Source organism: Streptomyces justiciae, from assembly GCF_015163075.1.
Lineage (GTDB): Bacteria > Actinomycetota > Actinomycetes > Streptomycetales > Streptomycetaceae > Streptomyces > Streptomyces justiciae.
The window spans coordinates 271,720-290,189 of record NZ_JADDXU010000013.1; the positions used below are offsets into that span (position 1 = coordinate 271,720).

Annotated in this window: 14 protein-coding genes; 8 read left to right on the forward strand and 6 right to left on the reverse strand. The window is 70.9% G+C overall.

Annotated elements, in window-relative coordinates; translation table 11 throughout:
* The first annotated feature begins 61 nt into the window (after window positions 1-61).
* A complete protein-coding gene (locus IQ210_RS32180) occupies window positions 62-1,792 on the forward strand; it encodes an L-aspartate oxidase (protein WP_194082682.1) in 1,731 nt (576 codons plus the stop codon).
* A 32-nt stretch (window positions 1,793-1,824) separates the two neighbouring features.
* Here IQ210_RS32180 and IQ210_RS32185 read toward each other — a convergent pair whose 3' ends face one another.
* Window positions 1,825-2,088: a WhiB family transcriptional regulator gene (locus IQ210_RS32185; RefSeq protein ID WP_194082683.1), complete on the reverse strand. Its 264-nt coding sequence runs from the start codon at window positions 2,086-2,088 to the stop codon at window positions 1,825-1,827.
* Window positions 2,089-2,259: 171 nt separating this feature from the next.
* On the opposite strand from IQ210_RS32185, the gene IQ210_RS32190 reads away from it, so the two are divergent.
* On the forward strand, window positions 2,260-3,009 hold the full coding sequence (locus tag IQ210_RS32190; RefSeq protein ID WP_194082684.1) for an SDR family oxidoreductase: 750 nt from the start codon (window positions 2,260-2,262) through the stop codon (window positions 3,007-3,009).
* A gap of 157 nt (window positions 3,010-3,166) precedes the next feature.
* Window positions 3,167-3,628 carry a MerR family transcriptional regulator gene (locus IQ210_RS32195; RefSeq protein ID WP_194082685.1) on the forward strand — a complete coding sequence of 154 codons (462 nt, stop codon included), beginning with the start codon at window positions 3,167-3,169 and terminating at the stop codon, window positions 3,626-3,628.
* Between the two features lie 75 nt (window positions 3,629-3,703).
* Here IQ210_RS32195 and IQ210_RS32200 read toward each other — a convergent pair whose 3' ends face one another.
* Window positions 3,704-4,786, reverse strand: coding sequence for an MBL fold metallo-hydrolase (locus IQ210_RS32200; protein ID WP_194082686.1), 1,083 nt, complete (start codon window positions 4,784-4,786; stop codon window positions 3,704-3,706).
* Window positions 4,787-5,411: 625 nt separating this feature from the next.
* Between IQ210_RS32200 and IQ210_RS32205 the strand changes: the two genes are divergently transcribed.
* The 4 genes from IQ210_RS32205 to IQ210_RS32220 all read left to right on the forward strand — a co-directional run bounded on the left by IQ210_RS32205 (window position 5,412) and on the right by IQ210_RS32220 (window position 12,959).
* Window positions 5,412-6,206 (forward strand): sigma-70 family RNA polymerase sigma factor, encoded by a 795-nt coding sequence (locus IQ210_RS32205; RefSeq protein WP_228048688.1) that lies wholly within the window; start codon window positions 5,412-5,414, stop codon window positions 6,204-6,206.
* Window positions 6,207-6,384: 178 nt separating this feature from the next.
* Window positions 6,385-7,461, forward strand: a complete 1,077-nt coding sequence (locus IQ210_RS32210; RefSeq protein ID WP_194082687.1) for an NAD-dependent epimerase/dehydratase family protein — start codon at window positions 6,385-6,387, stop codon at window positions 7,459-7,461.
* A gap of 125 nt (window positions 7,462-7,586) precedes the next feature.
* Entirely contained in the window at window positions 7,587-10,349 is a 2,763-nt protein-coding gene (locus IQ210_RS32215) for a helix-turn-helix transcriptional regulator (protein ID WP_322657148.1), read from the forward strand.
* Between the two features lie 336 nt (window positions 10,350-10,685).
* Window positions 10,686-12,959 (forward strand): XRE family transcriptional regulator, encoded by a 2,274-nt coding sequence (locus IQ210_RS32220; protein WP_256785334.1) that lies wholly within the window; start codon window positions 10,686-10,688, stop codon window positions 12,957-12,959.
* 21 nt (window positions 12,960-12,980) lie between these two features.
* On the opposite strand, the gene IQ210_RS32225 is transcribed toward IQ210_RS32220, so the two are convergent.
* The 3 genes from IQ210_RS32225 to IQ210_RS32235 form a co-directional block, all read right to left on the reverse strand.
* Window positions 12,981-13,370, reverse strand: a complete 390-nt coding sequence (locus IQ210_RS32225) for a cold-shock protein (protein WP_194082690.1) — start codon at window positions 13,368-13,370, stop codon at window positions 12,981-12,983.
* Between the two features lie 217 nt (window positions 13,371-13,587).
* Window positions 13,588-14,316: an alpha/beta fold hydrolase gene (locus tag IQ210_RS32230; protein ID WP_194082691.1), complete on the reverse strand. Its 729-nt coding sequence runs from the start codon at window positions 14,314-14,316 to the stop codon at window positions 13,588-13,590.
* A gap of 130 nt (window positions 14,317-14,446) precedes the next feature.
* The gene (locus tag IQ210_RS32235; RefSeq protein ID WP_194082692.1) at window positions 14,447-15,397 is read right to left on the reverse strand and encodes an alpha/beta hydrolase; all 951 of its coding nucleotides are present in this window, start codon (window positions 15,395-15,397) and stop codon (window positions 14,447-14,449) included.
* 283 nt (window positions 15,398-15,680) lie between these two features.
* Here IQ210_RS32235 and IQ210_RS32240 point away from each other — a divergent pair, with 283 nt between their 5' ends.
* Window positions 15,681-17,372, forward strand: coding sequence for a helix-turn-helix domain-containing protein (locus IQ210_RS32240; RefSeq protein ID WP_322657170.1), 1,692 nt, complete (start codon window positions 15,681-15,683; stop codon window positions 17,370-17,372).
* Window positions 17,373-17,495: 123 nt separating this feature from the next.
* On the opposite strand, the gene IQ210_RS32245 is transcribed toward IQ210_RS32240, so the two are convergent.
* Window positions 17,496-18,269, reverse strand: a complete 774-nt coding sequence (locus tag IQ210_RS32245) for an SDR family oxidoreductase (RefSeq protein ID WP_194082693.1) — start codon at window positions 18,267-18,269, stop codon at window positions 17,496-17,498.
* Between the last annotated feature and the right edge of the window lie 201 nt (window positions 18,270-18,470).

An 18,470-nucleotide genomic window follows, 5' to 3' on the forward strand; every position in this document is an offset into this window, starting at 1 on the left:
TGTCACAAACGGCAGCAGCTCCTGGTCGTACTCAGTGACCTTTCCAACGATCGGAGCAGTCATGGGTGTCCCCGAACAACGTCTGTCCACCATGGTGCTGGTGATCGGTACCGGCGGGTCCGGACTACGCGCCGCGATCGAGCTGGCCGAAGCCGGCATCGACATCCTCGCGGTCGGCAAGCGGCCCAAGGAGGACGCCCACACGTCCCTCGCCGCCGGCGGCATCAACGCCGCCCTGGCCACGATGGACCCGCAGGACACCTGGCAGCAGCACGCCGCCGACACCCTCAGGGAGAGCTACCTCCTCGGCGACCCGCGCACGACGGAAATCGTCACCCGGGGCGCCGCCCGCGGCATCGACGACCTGGAGCGCTACGGCATGACGTTCGCCCGGGAGGAGGACGGCCGCATCTCCCAGCGCTTCTTCGGCGCCCACACGTTCCGCCGCACCGCCTTCGCCGGTGACTACACGGGCCTGGAGATCCAGCGCACCCTCATCCGGCGGGCTTCCCAGCTGAACGTCCCGATCCTGGACGGCGTGTACATCACCCGGCTCCTGGTGCACGACGGCACCGTGTTCGGGGCCTACGGCTTCGACCTCGACAGCGGGCGGCGCCACCTGATCCACGCCGACGCCGTCATCCTCGCCGCCGGTGGCCACACCCGCATCTGGCGGCGTACGTCCTCGCGGCGGGACGAGAACACCGGCGACTCCTTCCGGCTGGCCGTGGACGCTGGGGCCCGGCTGCGCGATCCGGAGCTCGTCCAGTTCCATCCCTCGGGGATCATCGAGCCGGAGAACGCGGCCGGCACGCTGGTCAGTGAGGCCGCGCGCGGTGAGGGCGGCATCCTCCGCAACGCGCGCGGCGAGCGCTTCATGGGTCGCTACGACCCCGAGCGCATGGAACTGTCCACCCGCGACCGCGTCGCGCTGGCCTCCTACACGGAGATCAAGGGGGGACGCGGGACGCCCAAGGGCGGTGTCTGGCTCGACGTCTCCCACCTTCCCCGCCAAACGATCATGAACCGGCTGCCGCGGGTCTACCAGACACTGCTGGACCTCCAGATGCTGGACATCACCCGCGATCCGATCGAGGTCGCGCCCACGGCCCACTACTCGATGGGCGGGGTGTGGGTCCGTCCGGAGGACCACAGCACCGACGTACAAGGGCTGTACGCCATCGGTGAGGCCGCCAGCGGGCTACACGGCGCCAACCGGCTCGGCGGCAACAGCCTCATCGAACTGCTCGTGTACGGCCGTATCACCGGCCGGGCGGCCGCGGCCTACTCGGAGTCGCTCACCGCGCAGCCGCGCTCGGCGGTGGCGGTGGCCGAGGCCCGCGCCGAGGTCGATGAGCTGCTGTCGGCCGACGGTCCGGAGAACGTACGCGCACTGCAACGTGCCGTCCGCAACACCATGACCGAGCACGCCGGTGTCGTACGGGACGAGGAAGGGCTGAGGGCGGGGCTGGCGGACTTGGAAGTCATCGAGAAACGCATGGAGAACGTGGGAGTCCACCCCGACATCGCCGGATACCAGGACCTGGCCCATGCGTTCGACCTCAAGGCGGCCGTCCTGGCGGCCCGGGCCACGCTCGAAGCCGCCCTGGAACGCCGCGAGACCCGCGGCTGCCACAACCGCAGTGACTACCCGGACCTGGACCCGGAGTTGCGGGTCAATCTGGTCTGGTCACCTGCCACCGGCGTGACGCGCGAGAGCATCGCCCCGGTCCCGGAGGAGATCGCGCAGCTGATGGCCGAAGTGTCCGCCGACGGCAAGCTGGTCGAGTGAAGCCGTCCGGTGAAGGGCCGGCGGTACGGGTCTCAGACGTTCGCCGTGTTCGTGAGCGACTCCTTGACCAGTCGCCTCCTCGTGGCCCGCCGCTCCGACTCCGTCGTCCCGCCCCAGATGCCCTCCACGGGAGACTCCATCGCCCAGTCGAGGCACTGGCGCACCACGGGGCAGCGCCCGCACACGGCCTTCGCCGCCTCTGCCTGTTTCAGCCCCGGACCGCGGGTGGTGCTGCCGATGGGGAAGAACATTTCCGGGTCACCGCCCCGGCAGAGTGCTCTCACACGCCAGTTCACGGATCGCTCCCAAGTGAGGATGGACACCAAGTGAAACCGTGTGATTTCGCACAGTCTCTGTCAGAGAAGACCGGATGACTTGTCCCAGTGTGACACGCCGACTCTGTATAGGTTATGAGTAGGTCTGAACACGAGTGTCATCCATGCACGCATCCGTCGAAGGAGCACAAGGTGAAGATTGTTGTCATCGGAGGCACCGGCCTCATCGGGAGCAAGGTGGTCGAGCGGCTGACCGCCCTCGGCCACACGGCGGTGGCTGCCGCGCCCGACACGAACGTGAACACCCTGACGGGAGAAGGAGTCGCCGATGCCCTCGCCGGGGCGCAGGTGGTCGTTGACGTGACCAACTCGCCCTCCTTCGAGGAACAGGCGGTGCTGGACTTCTTCAGCACCTCCACGCGCAACCTGCTGGCGGCCGAGGAGGCGGCCGGAGTGTCACACCATGTGGCTCTGTCGATCGTCGGTATCGAGGGCCTGCCCGACAACGGATACTTCCGTGCGAAGGTCGCGCAGGAGGAACTGATCGGAAAGGGGTCGGTGCCCCACACCATCGTGCGGGCCACGCAGTTCTTCGAGTTCGTCCGAGGGATCGCCGACCTCGCCGCCGACGGGGACGTCGTGCGCGTGCCGCCCGTGCTGTTCCAGCCCATGGCGGCCGCCGACGTGGCGCAGGCCGTGGTCGACGCTGCGCTCGCCGAACCGGTCGGGGGCGTCATCGAGGTGGCCGGACCCGACCAGTTCCGTTTCGACGAGCTGGTACGCGAGGCGTTGCACACGTGGCAGGACCAGCGGACCGTCGTCGCCGACGCGCAGGCCCGCTACTTCGGTTCGGTACTGGCCGAGCGCAGCCTCGTCCCGGACGACGGCAAGGCCAAGCTCAGCGGGACGCATTTCCGTGACTGGCTTGCCCGGAACGTCTGAGGAAGACCGTCCTCGCCTTGCGCAGGGCGCGTCCTCCGGGTGGAGCCGGCCGGCTGCGGCACCGGCGTCGACGATCGGTCGCTCCACCTGGCCGTCAGCCGCTCCGGGCTGACCATGAGGTGTGGGTGAGGGGCAACTCGATCGGGAGGCTTGGTGCATGGCACGGACGGAGCACGGCGCAATCGCCGCCGAGCATGTGTCGATCCAGGACATGGCGAAGATCAGCGGACTGTCCGAGTCGACACTGCGCTACTACGAGAAGATCGGTCTGATCGCCCCCGTACCCCGGGACCAGAGCAGCGGACACCGCCGCTACGGCGCAGCCGCCGTAGCGATGATCGAGGCGTTGGGCTGTCTGCGGTCCACCGGGATGAGCGTGCAGGACATGCGCTCCTACCTGCGCCTCATGGCGGAGGACGACGACCGGGCAGCCCGCCTGCGCGAACTGTTCGAGCGGAACACCGAACGCGTGGACTCGGAGATGGAGCGGATGCGCGTCCGGCGGCGCTACCTGGCGCTGAAAGCCGAGCTCTGGGCCGCGCGGGAGCGCGGCGACGTGCGGACGGAGGACCGCGTCACCGAGGAACTCCTCAGTGTGCGTGACGCGCTGCTGCGCTGAGTGTGGCGTACGAAGGCCGTTGCCCCTCCTGCCCGCCGCGGGCAGGAGGGGCAACGGCCTTCGTACGCGGCAGAACTACGGACGGATGCCGAACGGACCGAGACTCCCCGCGTCGATGCGCAGCGACTCCAGCATGGTGAAGGCGTTGTCGACCGTGAAAACGTCGGCCGCGGCGAGCACCCCCCGGTACTTGGCGACGACGGGCTCCGCCGCCTGCTGGGCGACGGCGTCGAGGTACGTCTTGAAGATGGCCCAGGAGTTCCCGGACGGTCCGTACTTCTCGAAGTAGGGTGTCGGGTCCAGCGCCGCGCTCGCCGCGCGTGTGCTGGCTTCCAGGTCGGCGATGTACTGCTGCTGGACCCGGCCGTCGGCGCGGACGCCGAGGCGTCCGAGATGGCCGCCGACGAGCGTCTGCCACGGGTAGTCCATCGCCACGTCGTGGGCCGCGATCCACGCCGGGATGTCCTGGGACACGGCCAGGTGCTTGAACGGCACCCACCCCGGATACAGCACGTCCACGACCATCAGCGTCGCGTACTGTGGGGCGTAGACGAAGATGTTGTCGGGCGAGTGGTTGGGGCCGTGGTACGACAGCTCCAGCCGTTCGCCGCCCGCCTTCAGGACGTAGCGGTCCTCGAACGTCTTGTGGGGCAGCGGGCGGTTCGGATCACCGGCGGCCCGCAACAGCTCACGGGTCCGGCGGTGGGCGATGCGTGTCACCTTCTCCCCGAAGATGACCGACGCGCCGATGTGGTCGGCGTGCGAGTGCGTGTAGACGAGGTGTGTCACCTTCTCGGGCCTGCCGTTGGCCCGGGTGACTTCCCGGATGGCCCGGTGCAGGTTGTGGCCGATGGTGGGCGGTGCGTCCACCAGGACGACGCCCTCACGCGTGGACAGGAACATGGCCTGGTAGTACGAGTCGGTGACCCAGTACAGGTTCCCCTTGATCCTTCCCACGTGGTAGCCGTCCGCGTTGAGGGCGGGGCCCACGGACGCCGACGGAATGCTGTCGTAGTCGGGCAGCCCGGTCCGCGGGGTCGCGACGGCATGGTCGGTGAACAGTGAGCCGAGCATCGCGGCGGCGGGTACGGCGACCGCGGCGCTCCTGAGAAGGCCGCGGCGGCTCGATCCGGGGGACAGGGTGGAATCCGTGGTCATTGCTCTCCTTGTGAACGAGTGCGCTCATGGCGTGAGTTGAGAAAGGGAGGCCGCGCGCAGGCACACACTGTTGTCACACCATGTAGTGTTGTTGCCTCTTCAGTACGAGCCGCGGAGACGGGTGCGCGCGGCGGGGTGGATGTATTGCTGGAAGGCTGGAGGAACGTCAGGGCGCGCTTCCACGATCGACCAGCTCTCCTGTGGTGTCCGATCTGTCTGCACAGAGGGACAGGGCAGCGGCGCCGCTTGTGACAGCCGCCGCACCCACGTGCAGGGCGAGCGCCGTCACCCCCGTCACCTGGGGCAGACTCGACGGGCCCGGGACCGACCCCGTGGTTCTCCCGGGTACAGGTCGCAGCCGTTTCGGGGACAGTGGCGATGATCAGTTGAGCCACGGGCCCGTGGGACGTCTGACCGGCGACCTCCTTTCCCTTGGCGTGGCGACCCGGCCTGCACCCCGGCGACAACCGGCGGGTCCTGCCGGGTCAGGCGATGAGCCGATGCCTCACGCCGGGCGCCGACCGCGGCGCCCGGCGTCCCGCCGCCGGCTCTCCGACCGACCGAGCGACATGGCGTCGCAGGCAGACGGCATAGCGCGACCGCGGCTCACAAGGAGGCTGTGCCGATGACTTCCGACCACGGCGATCAGGCGACGGCTCTTGCCCTCGACGAGGCGGCCCGTTCCTTCCACGCCCTGCGGCCTCGTCTGTGCGCGATCGCCTTCCGGGTACTGGGCAGCAGGGTGGAGGCGGAGGACGTGGTACAGGAGGCCTGGGTGCGCTGGCAGTGCACCGACCAGTCCCAGGTGCAGGCCCCGTATGCCTTCCTTGCCACCGTGACCGCCCGGCTGGCGATCAATGTGGCCCAGTCCGCCCGCATGCGGCAGGAGACGCACGCCGGCCTCAACGAGCCGTCGGACTCCCACATCCTTCCGGAAGCGGGTGCGGAGCAGCGCGAGGCGCTGCGCACGGCGGTCGTCGTCCTGCTGGAGCGGCTCGGTCCCACGGAGCGGGCCGTCTACGTGCTGAGAGCCGCTTTCGACTACCCGTACGAGCAGATCGCCGACCTGTTGCAGACCACTCCGACCAACGCTCGGCAACTCTTCAGCCGAGCGCGCAGACACCTCAGCAGCGACCGGTGCGCCACCGCTGACCCCGCCGCCCATGGGCGCCTGTTCGCGGCGTTCGTCGTCGCGGCCCAGTCGGGTCACATGACGGCGCTGCTCCGGATCCTGGCCGCCGACGCCCGAAGCGTACGGGTACGGAGGGTGGCCGGCGCGGAGGAACCCTGGCCGACCCCTCCACGGCGGCGAGTCGGGCGGTCCTGCACGAGGCGCTCCCGTCCGGCCGGCCGCACCGGGGGCGGCGGGAACGCCGTGGAAGTCCTGACCGGCGGCAGCGGGCCGGCGCCCCTGCCGTAGCGGAACGGGACAGAACAAGGGGCGGCCACGCCGTCGGGAATACCCCGGCCTCGACTGCCGGCCGCACTTGACTTCGAGCGCTTCAAGTATCGGAGGCTCGGGAACGTGCCCGTGATCCGCACCGGACGTACGGACCCTGGGCCGACGCAATCACTGCTGACAAGCGCGAGGAACACACATGTTCGTGGAAGATCTCAAGGGTTTCGCTGCGGCCGGACGGCCGGTGCTGGTGACCGGCGCGACCGGCTATCTCGGTGGCCACACGGTGTCGCGACTGCTCAGCGAGGGCCTGCCTACCCGGGTGACGATCCGAGAGGAGAAGCAGGAGCAGGCCGTCCGGGAGGCACTCGGCCGTGCCGGCGTCGAACCGGGTGACAAGCTCGAGTTCGCCGTGGCGTCGCTGGACGACGACGCCGGCTGGGCCGAGGCCATGGCCGGTGTCGGCCGGGTGCTGCACCTGGCCTCGCCGTTCCCCTTCACCCCGCCGGAGACCGAGGAAGAACTGATCCGGCCCGCGCGGGACGGCGCCCTGCGCGTCATCGCCGCAGCCCGCGCCGCGCGCGTGCCCCGGGTGGTCATGACGTCCTCCTTCGCGGCGGTTGGCTACACCGTGAAGGAGGACAACCAGTACACGGAGTCCGACTGGACGGACCCGGACACGGAAGGGCTGCCCGCCTACCACAAGTCGAAGGTCCTGGCCGAGCGCGCGGCCTGGGACTATGTGCGCACCGAGGGCGGCATCGAACTCGCGGTGATCAACCCGACGGGCATCTTCGGTCCGGTCCTGGGCAACCGTCCGTCGGCGTCGGCCGATCTGGTGCGCGCCATGCTGAGCGGTCAGATGCCCGTGGTGCCTGTCATGTACTTCGGCGTCGTCGACGTCCGTGACGTCGCGGACCTGCATCTGCGGGCCATGCTGCACCCCGACGCCGCCGGGGAGCGCTTCCTCGGCGTCAGCGGTCCGGCGCTCAGCCTCTTCGGCATGGCGAACATCCTGCGGGAACACTTCCCCGCCGCCGCGGAGGTACTGCCCTCCCGCGAGCTGACGATCGAGGAGGTGGTGGAGGCCGCGAAGACGGAGCCGGCGTTCCGTGAGGCTGCCACGCTGAAGGGCCGCATCCCCGTCATCAGTAACCACAAGGCGCGCTCGGTCCTGGGCTGGCAGCCGCGGGACGTCTCCCGGACCATCGTCGACACGGCCGAGAGCCTCATCGGCCTGGGCCTCGAACTGCCCGGCGCCGAAGTCTCCGGATGAGCGACAGGGGCCGCCCCGCGGGATTACCGGCTGGTCACCGGACGCACATTTTTCTGGCGAAACCCCACATTCGGACGTTTCATAGACTTCTCCTTTTTCTGTTGGTGTGGCGGCTTGGAAGCGGTGTGGTCGGGGTGCTGCGGGGTCGGCGTGAGGTGTGTGCGGAACTGGACGGGCTGCTGGAAGCCGTCCGGGACGGTGAGAGCCGGGTCCTGGTGCTGCGGGGTGAGGCGGGGGCGGGCAAGTCGGCCCTTTTCGACTACGTGGCGGAGCGGGGCCGGCAGTTCCGCGTCTGCCGGGTGACGGGCGTGCAGTCGGAGATGGAGCTGGCCTTCGCCGGCCTGCACCGGTTGTGCGCTCCGCTGGCGGACCGCTTCGACCGCCTCCCCGGCCCGCAGGCCAAGGCGTTGCGGGCGGCCCTCGGAATCGGTGCGGGGCCTGCCCCCGACCGGTTCCTGGTAGGTCTCGCCGTGCTGGGGCTGCTGTCCGAGACGGCGCGGGAGCGGCCGTTGGTGTGTCTGGTCGACGACGCACAGTGGCTGGACCGGGCGTCGGTGGAGGCGCTGGCGTTCGTGGCCCGGCGGCTGGGAACCGAGTCGGTGGGGCTGCTGTTCGCCCTGCGCGACGGCGCGGCGGGGGCCGACGTCAAGGGCCTGCCGGAGATCGTGATCGAAGGGCTGCCCGAGGACGACGCCCGGAACCTGCTGCGGTCGGTGCTGCCGGGCGTGTGGGACGACCGTGTGGTGGAGCGCATCGTGGCGGAGACGCGGGGGAACCCGCTGGCGTTGCTGGAACTGCCTCGGGAACTGACCCCGGCGGAGCTGTCGAGCGGCTTGTGGCTGCCCGGCGGGCAGGGTGTCGCGGGCCGCGTCCAGCAGGCGTTTCGGACCCGGGCGGCGAAACTGCCGCCCGACACCCGGCGGTTGCTGCTGGTCGCGGCCGCGGAACCCGGGGGCGATCCGGAGTTGTTGTGGCGTGCCGCGGACGTGCTGGGTGTCGGCTCGGACGCGGCAGGCCCCGCGCTGGCCGCGGGCCTGGTGCGGATCGACGACAGGGTGTGGTTCCCGCATCCGCTGGTGCGGTCGGCGGTGTACTGGGCGGCCTCACCGGACGAACGGCGCCGGGCGCACCGGGTCCTGGCCGACGTGACGGACGCGGCGGCCGATCCGGACCGGCGCGCCTGGCACGCGGCACAAGGGACGCGGGGCACCTCGGAGGAGGTGGCGGCGGAGCTGGTGACGTCGGCCGACCGGGCGCGGTCGCGCGGGGGACTCGCCGCCGCGGCGGCGTTCCTGGCGCGGGCGGTGGAACTGACGCCCGACCGGGCCCGTCGGCAGCGGCGTGCGCTGGACGCCGCCTGGGCGTTGCACTACGCGGGGACGCCGGACGAGGCGCTGCGGATGCTGTCGGTGGTGGGGGCGGGCCCGCTCGACGAGCACCTACGGGGACAGGCGGACCTGCTGCGGGCCCAGATCACCTACGCCGTCGGACGGGGAAACGATGCCTTCCCCCTTCTGCTGGCGGCGGCCCGGCACCTCCAGAAGCTGGACGCACCACTGGCTCGCGAGACCTACCTCGACGCGCTCGGCGCAGCCATGTTCGCCGGTCCTCTGGCCGCCGGCGGTGGCCAACTGGAAGCCGCCGAGGCGGCCCACGCGGCCCCCGCTCTCAGCGGCCCACCCCGAGCTGTGGATCGCCTCCTGGACGGGCTCGCGGCGCTGGTCGCCGAAGGCCAGGAGCCGGGTGTGCGGAAGCTGCGGAGCGCACTGAACGCCTTCTCCGACCCGGAGCTGTCCGTCGCGGACGGCCTGCGCTGGCTGTGGCAGGCAGCGCTGTCGGCGGCCATGATCTGGGACTACGACGCCTGGGACCGGCTCGCCGGCCGGCTCCTGAGGTTCGTGGAGGAGAGTGGCCAGTCCGCGGCGCGCCCCTTCGCGCTGGCCACCCGTGCCTCGGTGGACATCTTCGCGGGCGACCTCGCCTCGGCTGCGTTCCGCACCGAGGAGCTGCGCACGGTCTCGGAGGCCGTGGGGATCAGCCACCCGGCGCACACCTCTCTCATGATTGCCGCCTGGCAGGGCGACGAGGTGCGCCACGCCGAGTTGCTGGCGAGGGTGGACGCTGATGCGGTGAGCCGGGGCGAGGGCGTGGTGCTGCTCGTCAGCGGCTGGAGCCTCGCCCTGCTCCACAACAGCCTGGGGCGCTACGAGGAGGCCCTGGTGGCAGCAGCCGCGGCCGCGGACCACCCCCAGCGGGAGGCGAGCGTCGCGGTCGGCTGGGCCTTGGCCGAGTATGTCGAGGCCGCGGTCCGCTGCGACGAGGAGGAACGTGCCCTCGATGCCTTCCGCCGACTGTCCGAGCGGACCGGGCCGAGCGGGACCGACTGGGGTCTGGGCGTCGAGGCCCGCTCCCGGGCGCTGGTGACCGGGGGAGCGGCGGCCGAGAAGCACTACCGTGAGGCCGTCGAACGGCTCGACGGCACCGCGCTGCGGGGTGAGCTGGCCCGCAGCCGCCTGCTGTACGGCGAGTGGCTGCGCCGCGAGCGTCGCCAACGGGAGTCGCGTGAGCAACTGCGCCTCGCGCACGCGTCGTTCACCGAGATGGGCATGGCCGCCTTCAGCCGGCGGGCCTCACGTGAACTGCTGGCCACCGGCGAGAAGGTGCACCGGGACAAGACGCAGACCGCGCACCGCCTCACTGCGCAGGAGGCACAGATCGTGCGGCTCGTCCGCGAGGGCCTGACCAACGCGGAGATCGGTGTCCGTATCTTCATCAGCCCCCGCACCGTCGAATGGCACCTGGGCAACATCTTCGCCAAGTTGGGCGTCACCTCCCGCAAGCAGGTGCAGCTACAACCCCGAACTCCCGGCCTCGGGGCCGCCTTCTGACGACTTGACACCCCGGGGTCGGTGCACGGGCCCCAGGGACCGACCCCGGGGGGAACCCGGGTATCGATCGGGCGCCGGGCGACGACAGTGGTCGCCGGGGGGGTCGCCCCTTGGACATGCGGAACATCATGCGACCGGCCGAAGAGCGGGACACCTCGGCGGACAGCACCCGGTGTCGCGAACGAGACGCGCCCGGCCCACTTCTGACGGGCCGTCGCTGAGCGTATGAGGGCGAAAGGACCGAGGCCACCACGGTTGCCCACCCATGAACGAACGCCCCGGGAGATGTACGGGGCGCTGTGAACGACGCTGCGGATGGACGGGGAGGGATTCGGCGTGCCGGATAACGGGGATTTCGGACAATTGCTGCGGCGGCTGCGACAGGACGCGGGACTGACGATCGAGAGCCTGGCGGAAAAATCGGGAGTGAGCGCCCGGGGCATCGGCAACCTGGAACGGGGCGAGCGGACGGTACCCCAGCGGCGGACGGTCGCGGCACTGGCGGACGGCCTGGGACTGGACGCGGCCGAGCGTGACCGACTGCTGTCGGCCGCTCGGGCCGGTCGGGCGAGACGCTCGAACGGCGACAATGCCGTCGGCCCCGGCGCGCTGCCGCGGGAGGTCGACGACTTCACCGGCCGGGAGGCGGAGCTGGCCCGGTTGTCGGACATGGCGTGGCAACTGGAATCGGAGCGAGGCAGCGGCCAGCAGCCGGTGATAGTCCTCTCGGGAGCACCAGGCGTGGGCAAGACGACCCTGGCCCTGCGCGCAGTCCGCGAACTGGCCCCCCGCTTCCCGGACGGGCAACTGTTGGTGAACCTCCAGGGCATGGACGACGACCCGCCGCACTGGTCCGAGCTGATGCTCAGGATCCTCAAGACCCTGGGCCTGTCCGACTCCGAACTGGCCAAGGCCGGACCACAGGGACACCCCGAGCTGTACCGCCGAGCGCTGGCCGAGCGCCGACTGCTCCTCGTCCTCGACAACGGGCGTGACGAGGCTCAGGTCCGCCCCCTGCTGCCGGGCACCGGCGACGGGATGGCGCTGGTGACCAGTCGCCGGATGCTCGCCGGACTGGGAGGCGTACAGCGGATGCAGGTCGGAGCGCTGCGCCCGCGGGACTCCAGGGACCTTCTCGCCGGTCTGGTGGGCGTCGAGCGGGCGGCGGCCGAAGCAGAAGCGCTGGCCGAGGTGGCCGAGCTGTGCGGGCACCTGCCCCTGGCGCTCCGGGTGGCGGGCAACTGGCTCGCCACCCGCACCGGTTGGGAGGTGCGACGGCTCGCGGACCGACTCGCCGCGGAGGAGCAGCGCCTGGATGCGCTGGCCGTCGACGATCCGAGGCTGACCGCCGCCTTCGACGTCTCCTACCGGCAGTTGACACCGGAGGCCGCTCGTATGTTTCGCCGCCTGGCGCTGGTGGAGGGGCCCGACATGGGCACCGCGTGCGCCGCCACACTGATCGGCCGGCCCGTCTTCGACGCAGAGGACATCCTGGAGGAACTGGTCGAAGCGGGACTGCTCGTCGGCTCCGGCACGGACCGGTACGCCTTCCACGACCTGTTGCGCGTGTACGCCCGCACCCGGCTGGACGTCGACGAGAGTGGTTCCGAGGCCACGGACGCCAAGGCCGCGATGCACCGCTGGTTGCTGGAGACGACCGTGGTCGCGGGCCGTTGGTACGAACCCGCGCACGGCGCCCCATCCCCGGCATGGCGGGGCAACGTCGACCTGTCGGACTCCGACAAGGCGCGCGACTGGCTCAAGGCCGAGGGCGTCAACTGGCTGGGCGCGCTGCGCGCGGCGGCCGCCGCCGGGGATCACACCACGGTGGTGGAAGTGGCCGAGGCCCTGCACTGGTTCTCCGACCAGTGGGTCTTCTGGGGCCACTGGCCCACGGTCTTCTCCCTGGCCGCCGAGTCCGCGCAGGCGCTTTCCGATCCCCTGTGGGAGGCCACGCACCTCAATTATCACGCCTGGGCGCTGCTGCTCTGCGAGAGCCGTCACCAAGACAGTCTCGTCCGCTCGGCCCAGGCCCTTGCCGCGGCCGAACGATGCGGCTCCCTGGAGCAACAGGCGTGGTCCCACTTCTACCGCGGTTGGGCGCTGCGGCTGATCGACGACTTCGAGGCGGCCGTCCACCACAACAAGGTGGCCGCTCAGCTCTTCGAGGCTGTCGGCGACATCCACGGCTCCATACAGGCCGTCAGTGCCAGTGCGAACATCTTCGTACGAGCCCAGCGACCCGCCGAAGCGACGGTCGAGGTCCAACGCGCGCTGGACGCCCTCCACGCTGCCGGGGACGCCGTCGAACCCCATATCCGCCACTTCACCTTGGCCAACCTGCACGCCGCCGCCGGCGTTGCCCACATTCAGCTGAGGCGCTGGGACGAGGCCATCGAGCACAGCGGAGCGGCCTGCGAGCTGAGCCGTGCGAGCGGCAACACCGCCACGGAAAGCATCAACGTGGTCAACCTGGGCATCGCGTTGCTGGAGGCGGGACGCGTGTCGGAAGCCCGGGACGCCTTCACCCGCTGCCTGGAACTGGGAGCCGACGCCAATCCTGACTACGCCGTCAAGGCCCGGGAGCACCTCGCGAAGTTGCAACAGTGAGCGCACGACCAGGCGAGGACCTCACCCCTCGATCCAGCCGTGCGACCGCGCGTGCTCGATCAGTCCTCGCCGCGCCTCGACGAGGGACTGCGCCGTCAGTGAGGGCGCCGTACGAAGCAGTACCTCGGTGACCTCCTGCCGGTACCGCTCCGGAGTGAGGACCTGGGACGAGGCGGGTGCGCTCGGGGTGGGCGCTTGGTCGGGGACCGTCGCGACCAGGCTCACCTCGGTCGCCTTGAGGCCCCGCTCTCCCTCGGCGACCTCGAACTCCACGACGGCTCCCGGGTGCACCTGCGTCCCCGGAAAACGCAGATCGTTCACATGGAGAAAAACATCGTCGCCACCGTCACTCGGGGCGATGAAGCCGTACCCTCGAACGCTGTCATACCGGATAACGCTTCCTCTGGCCACGGAATCAACCCTTCAGCCTTTCCGCACAGACCCCTGCCCCATACGAAAGCGGCCTGCCCCCGCCCGACGGGGGACAGGCAGGAGCAGGCCGCGTATGCGCCGTCAGTCATGCGATCGGTGTCGGACAACTGTGAGCGGCAGTCACGGTGCGAAACACTGTGACCTGGACAGTGTGCCACACTTTCCCTTGTTTGGTTGCCGCAGTCACCGGTGTCGTTCAGGACGTTCCCTGGACCGCTTCGACGATCAGACCGGCCACGGCGTCCGGCTGCGACACACTGACCGCGTGCGACGCCTCCACGGTCACCGTCTGGGCGCCTGCGCGCTCGGCCATGAAGGACTGGGCCCGAGGGGGAATGTTCTGGTCGCCCTGGCTGACCAGAACCCAGGAGGGAAGCGTCTTCCACGCCGCGTCGGTCGCCTTCTCCGCGAGCGCCTCGGCCGTGATCGGCCGCTGGGTGACCGCCATGACCCGGGTCACCTCCTCCGGGACGTCCGCGGCGAACTGTCCGTGGAACCTGTCCGCGTCGATGTAGCAGTCCGTGGCCTTGGAGCCGTCGGTCAGCGTCACCGGCACCTCTCGGAGGGTCTCGCCCAGCGTGCTGCCGGGGAAGCGCCCGGACAGGTCGGCCGCGCTCTCACCGGGCTCCGGGAGGAAGGCGGCGACGTAGACGAGCGCCTTGACGTTGTCGGCTCCGACGGCCGCAGCGCTGATGACGGCACCGCCGTAGGAGTGCCCGACGAGCACCACGGGACCGTCGACGGAGGCGAGGAGTTCCCGGACGTAGCCGGCGTCGTGCGCCAGGCCGCGCAGTGGGTTGGCCGCGGCGACGGTGCGGATGTTCTGCTCGCTCAGCCGGGTGACCACACCGTTCCAACTGGAGGAGTCGGCGAAGGCTCCGTGCACGAGGACGACGGTCGGCGGTGTCGAGGAGGACTGCGGCATGGGATTGCCTTTCTGCGTAACGGACGGCGGTGCGGCATGCGGGCGCCGGCCGGGAAGGGGAGAGCCGGGTGCGGCCCCGGAGCCGGCCGGCCGGGCGAGATGGTCGGGGTCATCGCCCGGCCGGGGCTGCTCAGGCGGTGCCCAGGGCCTTGCGCAGGGTACGGATCGCCTGCTCGATGGCGGCGGTGCTCGCGTGAGTGCCGCGCACGGTGTTGAGCATCATGAAGTCGTGCAGGATGGCGTTGTACCGAATGCTGGTGGTCGGGACACCGGCCTGGGTGAGCTTGCGGGCGTAGGCCTCGCCCTCGTCGCGCAGGACGTCGTTCTCGTCGACGAGGACGAGAGCGGGCGGCAGCCCGGCCAGCTCCTCCAGGGAGGCCCGCAGCGGGGAAGCGGTGATCTCGGCGCGCTGCGCGGGGTCGGTGGTGTAGCAGTCCCAGAACCAGGCCATGGCCTTGGCGGTCAGGAACGGACCGTCGGCGAAGGTCCGGTAGCTGTCCGTGTCCTGCGCGGCGTCGGTCACGGGGTAGTACAGGGACTGGTGGACGAAGGTCACGTCGCCCCGCTGCTTGGCCATGATGGCCAGCGCCGCGGTCATGTTGCCGCCGACCGAGTCGCCCGCGACGGCCAGCCGGGAGCTGTCCAGGCCCTTCTCGGAGCCCTTCGCGGTGATCCACCGGGCGGTGGCGTAGGCCTGCTCGATGGCCACGGGGTAGCGGGCCTCGGGGGAGCGGTCGTACTCCACGAACACGACCGCGGCCTCGGCGCCGGTGGCCAGTTCGCGCACGAGCCGGTCGTGGGTCGCGGCGTTGCCCAGCACCCAGCCGCCGCCGTGCACGTAGAGGACCACGGGCAGCACCCCGGTGGTCCCGGCGGGCTTGACGATGCGGACGCGCACGTCACCGACCTCGGCGGGAACGGTGATCCATTCCTCGTCGACGTCGGGCATCTCGACCGGGCCGGCCTGGGCGTCGTCGAGCACCTTCCGGGCGCCCTCGGGGCCGAGTTCGTAAAGGAAGGGGGGCTGGGAGGTGGCGTCGGCGAAGTCCTGGGCCGCCTGCTCGAGAACTGGCTTGCTCATGATGTGCAACTCCTCTGTTCGGGACGACGCGAGGCCGCGTCCGCGGTCCCGGCCGGAACCGGCTGCGGCGCGGCGGGACGCGCCGTGAGTCCGGAAGGGCCCTTTTCCCGTAAAGACAAGGTGGTGTCGTGATGTGTGACACGGTGGGCTCGCGGACAGGAGCGGATGTCGGCAGGACGACCGACGGGGCCATGTCCGAAAATCACACCCGATATGGCTGAAAGTCTTTTATGGTTTGATCGCAGATTCACACGCTGGTGCGGGGGAGTGCGGGTTGGCTGATGTGAGTTTCTCGATGCTGTTGCGGCGTCTGAGAACGGAGGCGGGTCTGACGATCGCGGAGCTGGCCAGGACGTCCGGCGTCAGTGTGCGCGGCATCAGCGATCTGGAGCGGGGGCGGCGGGCCGTTCCGCAACGGCGCACGGTCGAGGCGCTGGCGGACGGACTCGGTCTGGGCGAGGGGCAGCGGGCGCTGCTGCTGGCGGGCCGCAACGGCGGGCGTGAGCCGGGCGCGCCCGGCTCCGAGCCCGGTTTACGGGACTTCCCGCGCGCGACCGAGGCCTTCATGGGGCGTGAGACGGAGCTGGCCAGGCTGGTCGAAGCGGCGGCGTCGGCCGCTGGACAGCCGGTCGTGGTGGCCGTGTCCGGTGCGCCGGGCGCGGGCAAGACGGCGTTCGTGCTGCACGCCGTGAGGCAGATCGCCGACCGCTTCCCCGCGGGGCAGGTGCTCGTCGACGGACGCGGGCTGGACGAGGACGCGCCCGAGTCGGCCGAGTTGATGGTCCGGGTGCTGAAGGCGTTCGGCGTCGGTGACCGGGAACTCGCCAACACCGGAGCGGACGGCCACCCCGCCCTCTATCAGCGGGTGCTGTCCGGCCAGCGGTGCGTGCTGGTGCTGGACAACGTGCGTGACGAGGAGCAGGTCCGTCCCCTGCTGCCCCGGGCCGGAACCTCGATGGTGATCCTGACCAGCCGCAGGAACCTGGCGGGCCTGGGCAGCGGACACCGTCTCGTGCTGGGGGAGCTGTCCCCGGACGATGCCGCCGGCCTGCTGACGACGCTGATCGGGCGGGAGCGGGCGGAGGCCGAGCCGGCGGCGATCGCCGAGATAGCCGAGCGGTGCGGCCGGCTGCCGCTCGCCCTCTGGGTCGCCGGGAACTGGCTCGCCACCCGCACCGCCTGGTCGATACGCCGCCTCGCGGACCGGCTCGCGGTGGAGGAACGACGCCTCGACGCCCTGGCGGCCGGGGACGTCCGGGTGTCGGCCGCCTTCGACGTGTCGTACCGGCAGCTCGGCCCGGCCGCGGCCCATATGTTCCGCCGGCTGGCGCTGATCGACGGTGGGGCCACCACGGCGTCCTGTGCCGCCCGGCTCAGTGGGCAGGCCCTGCCCGCGGCGCAGCGCAGCCTCGACGAGCTGGTCGAGGCCGGACTCCTCACCGTGCAACGGGGGCGCTACCGCCTGCACGACCTCTTGCGGCTGTTCGCCGGCGACCGGCTGCGGGCCGAGGAAACCGTCCGCGACATCGACAGCGTGCGGGCCGACCTGCACCACTGGTTGCTGGACAACGCGATGGCGGCCGGCCGGTGGCACGAGCCCGGCCACCGAGCACCGGCTTCGCACGCGCGCCCCGGCATGGTGCAGCTGTCCGGTGCGGACGAGGCACGGGAGTGGCTCCAGGCGGAGGGGACGACATGGCTGGCCGCCTACCGGGCGGTCGCCGCGGCCGGTGAGCACCCCAGGGTGGTGGAGGTGGCGCAGTCACTGCACTGGTTCTCCTACCGCTGGATGTTCTGGAGCCACTGGCCCGAGGTCTTCCACACGGCCGCCGGGGCGGCCGAGGCGCTGGAGGATCCGTGGCTGGCGGCCCAATTCGCGTACCACGCGTGGGCGCTCGCGGCCTACGAGGGGCGTCTGCCGAAGACGTCCGCATTCCGCGGCGGCCTTGCGCGGGCCCGTCATCACTACGCCTGACGGCGTCATCACTACGCCTGACGGCGCCCTGCGGCCAGGTCATGGCCCGGCGACGCGTCCCGCCCGGACCCCCGCCCCGGTACGGGCCGGTGCGCTGCACAGGGCGGGGCACCGGCCCGGTGTTCATGCGGCCGACGACGTCCCGGCCTCGGCGGCCGCGCGCTCCGCGACCCACGCGTCGAACGTGATCGCCCCTCGCGGGCCGTCCTCCGTGGGCAGCAGCGCACCCTCCGCCATGGCCTTCCCGGCCGCGCCCGGCAGCCGCAGCGGAACCACCAGCGCTCGCTGCCCGGTCGCCTCCCGCAGTTGCTTCACCATGTCCGTCATCTCCCGCACCTCCGGACCCGCCAGCTCGGGCGTACTGCCCCGGGCGTCACCGAGCGCCAGGGCCACCAGCGCCGCGGCGACCTCGGCGGCGGCGATCGGCTGGGTCCGCATCCGCGGCACCATCTTGACCGGACCGGCATCGGTGCGCGCCAGCATCTGGGCGGCGAACTCGTGGAACTGGGTGGCCCTGAGCACCGTGGTCGGCGCGGGGGAGTCGTGGACGAGCTGTTCCTGCCGGTGCTTGGCGATGTAGTAGCCGGTCGGGACGCGGTCGCAGCCGACGATCGACAGCGTCACGTGGTGCTCCACTCCGGCTCGCTGCCCCGCCTCGAGCAGATTCGGCGTGGCCGTCTCGAAGAATGCCGCCGCCCGCTTCAGGCTCAGCGTGGCGATGTTGGACACGTCGATCACCCGGGACACTCCGCGCAGGGCGTCCCCGAGCCCCTTGCCCGTCAGCAGATCGACACCCTGGGACCGGGCGAGGACGACCGGCGCGTGTCCCCGCTCGCGGACCTCCCGCACCACCAGCGAGCCGATCCAACCCGTTCCCCCGGCCACAGCGATGCGCATGATCTCCTCCAGAACTCAAGCAGACGGTCGGCAGACAGTCCTTCACAGGTGAGACCGGATGCCCCTGCCCGCTGTGACAGCGTGCGCCGCGACTGTGACCCGTGCCACCCGCCGCACCACTGCGGCACCCGCACGTGCGGGTGTCACAACACCGGCGTCCCCCCGGTCTTGAAGGGCGCATGGCCGACAACCCACATGGTC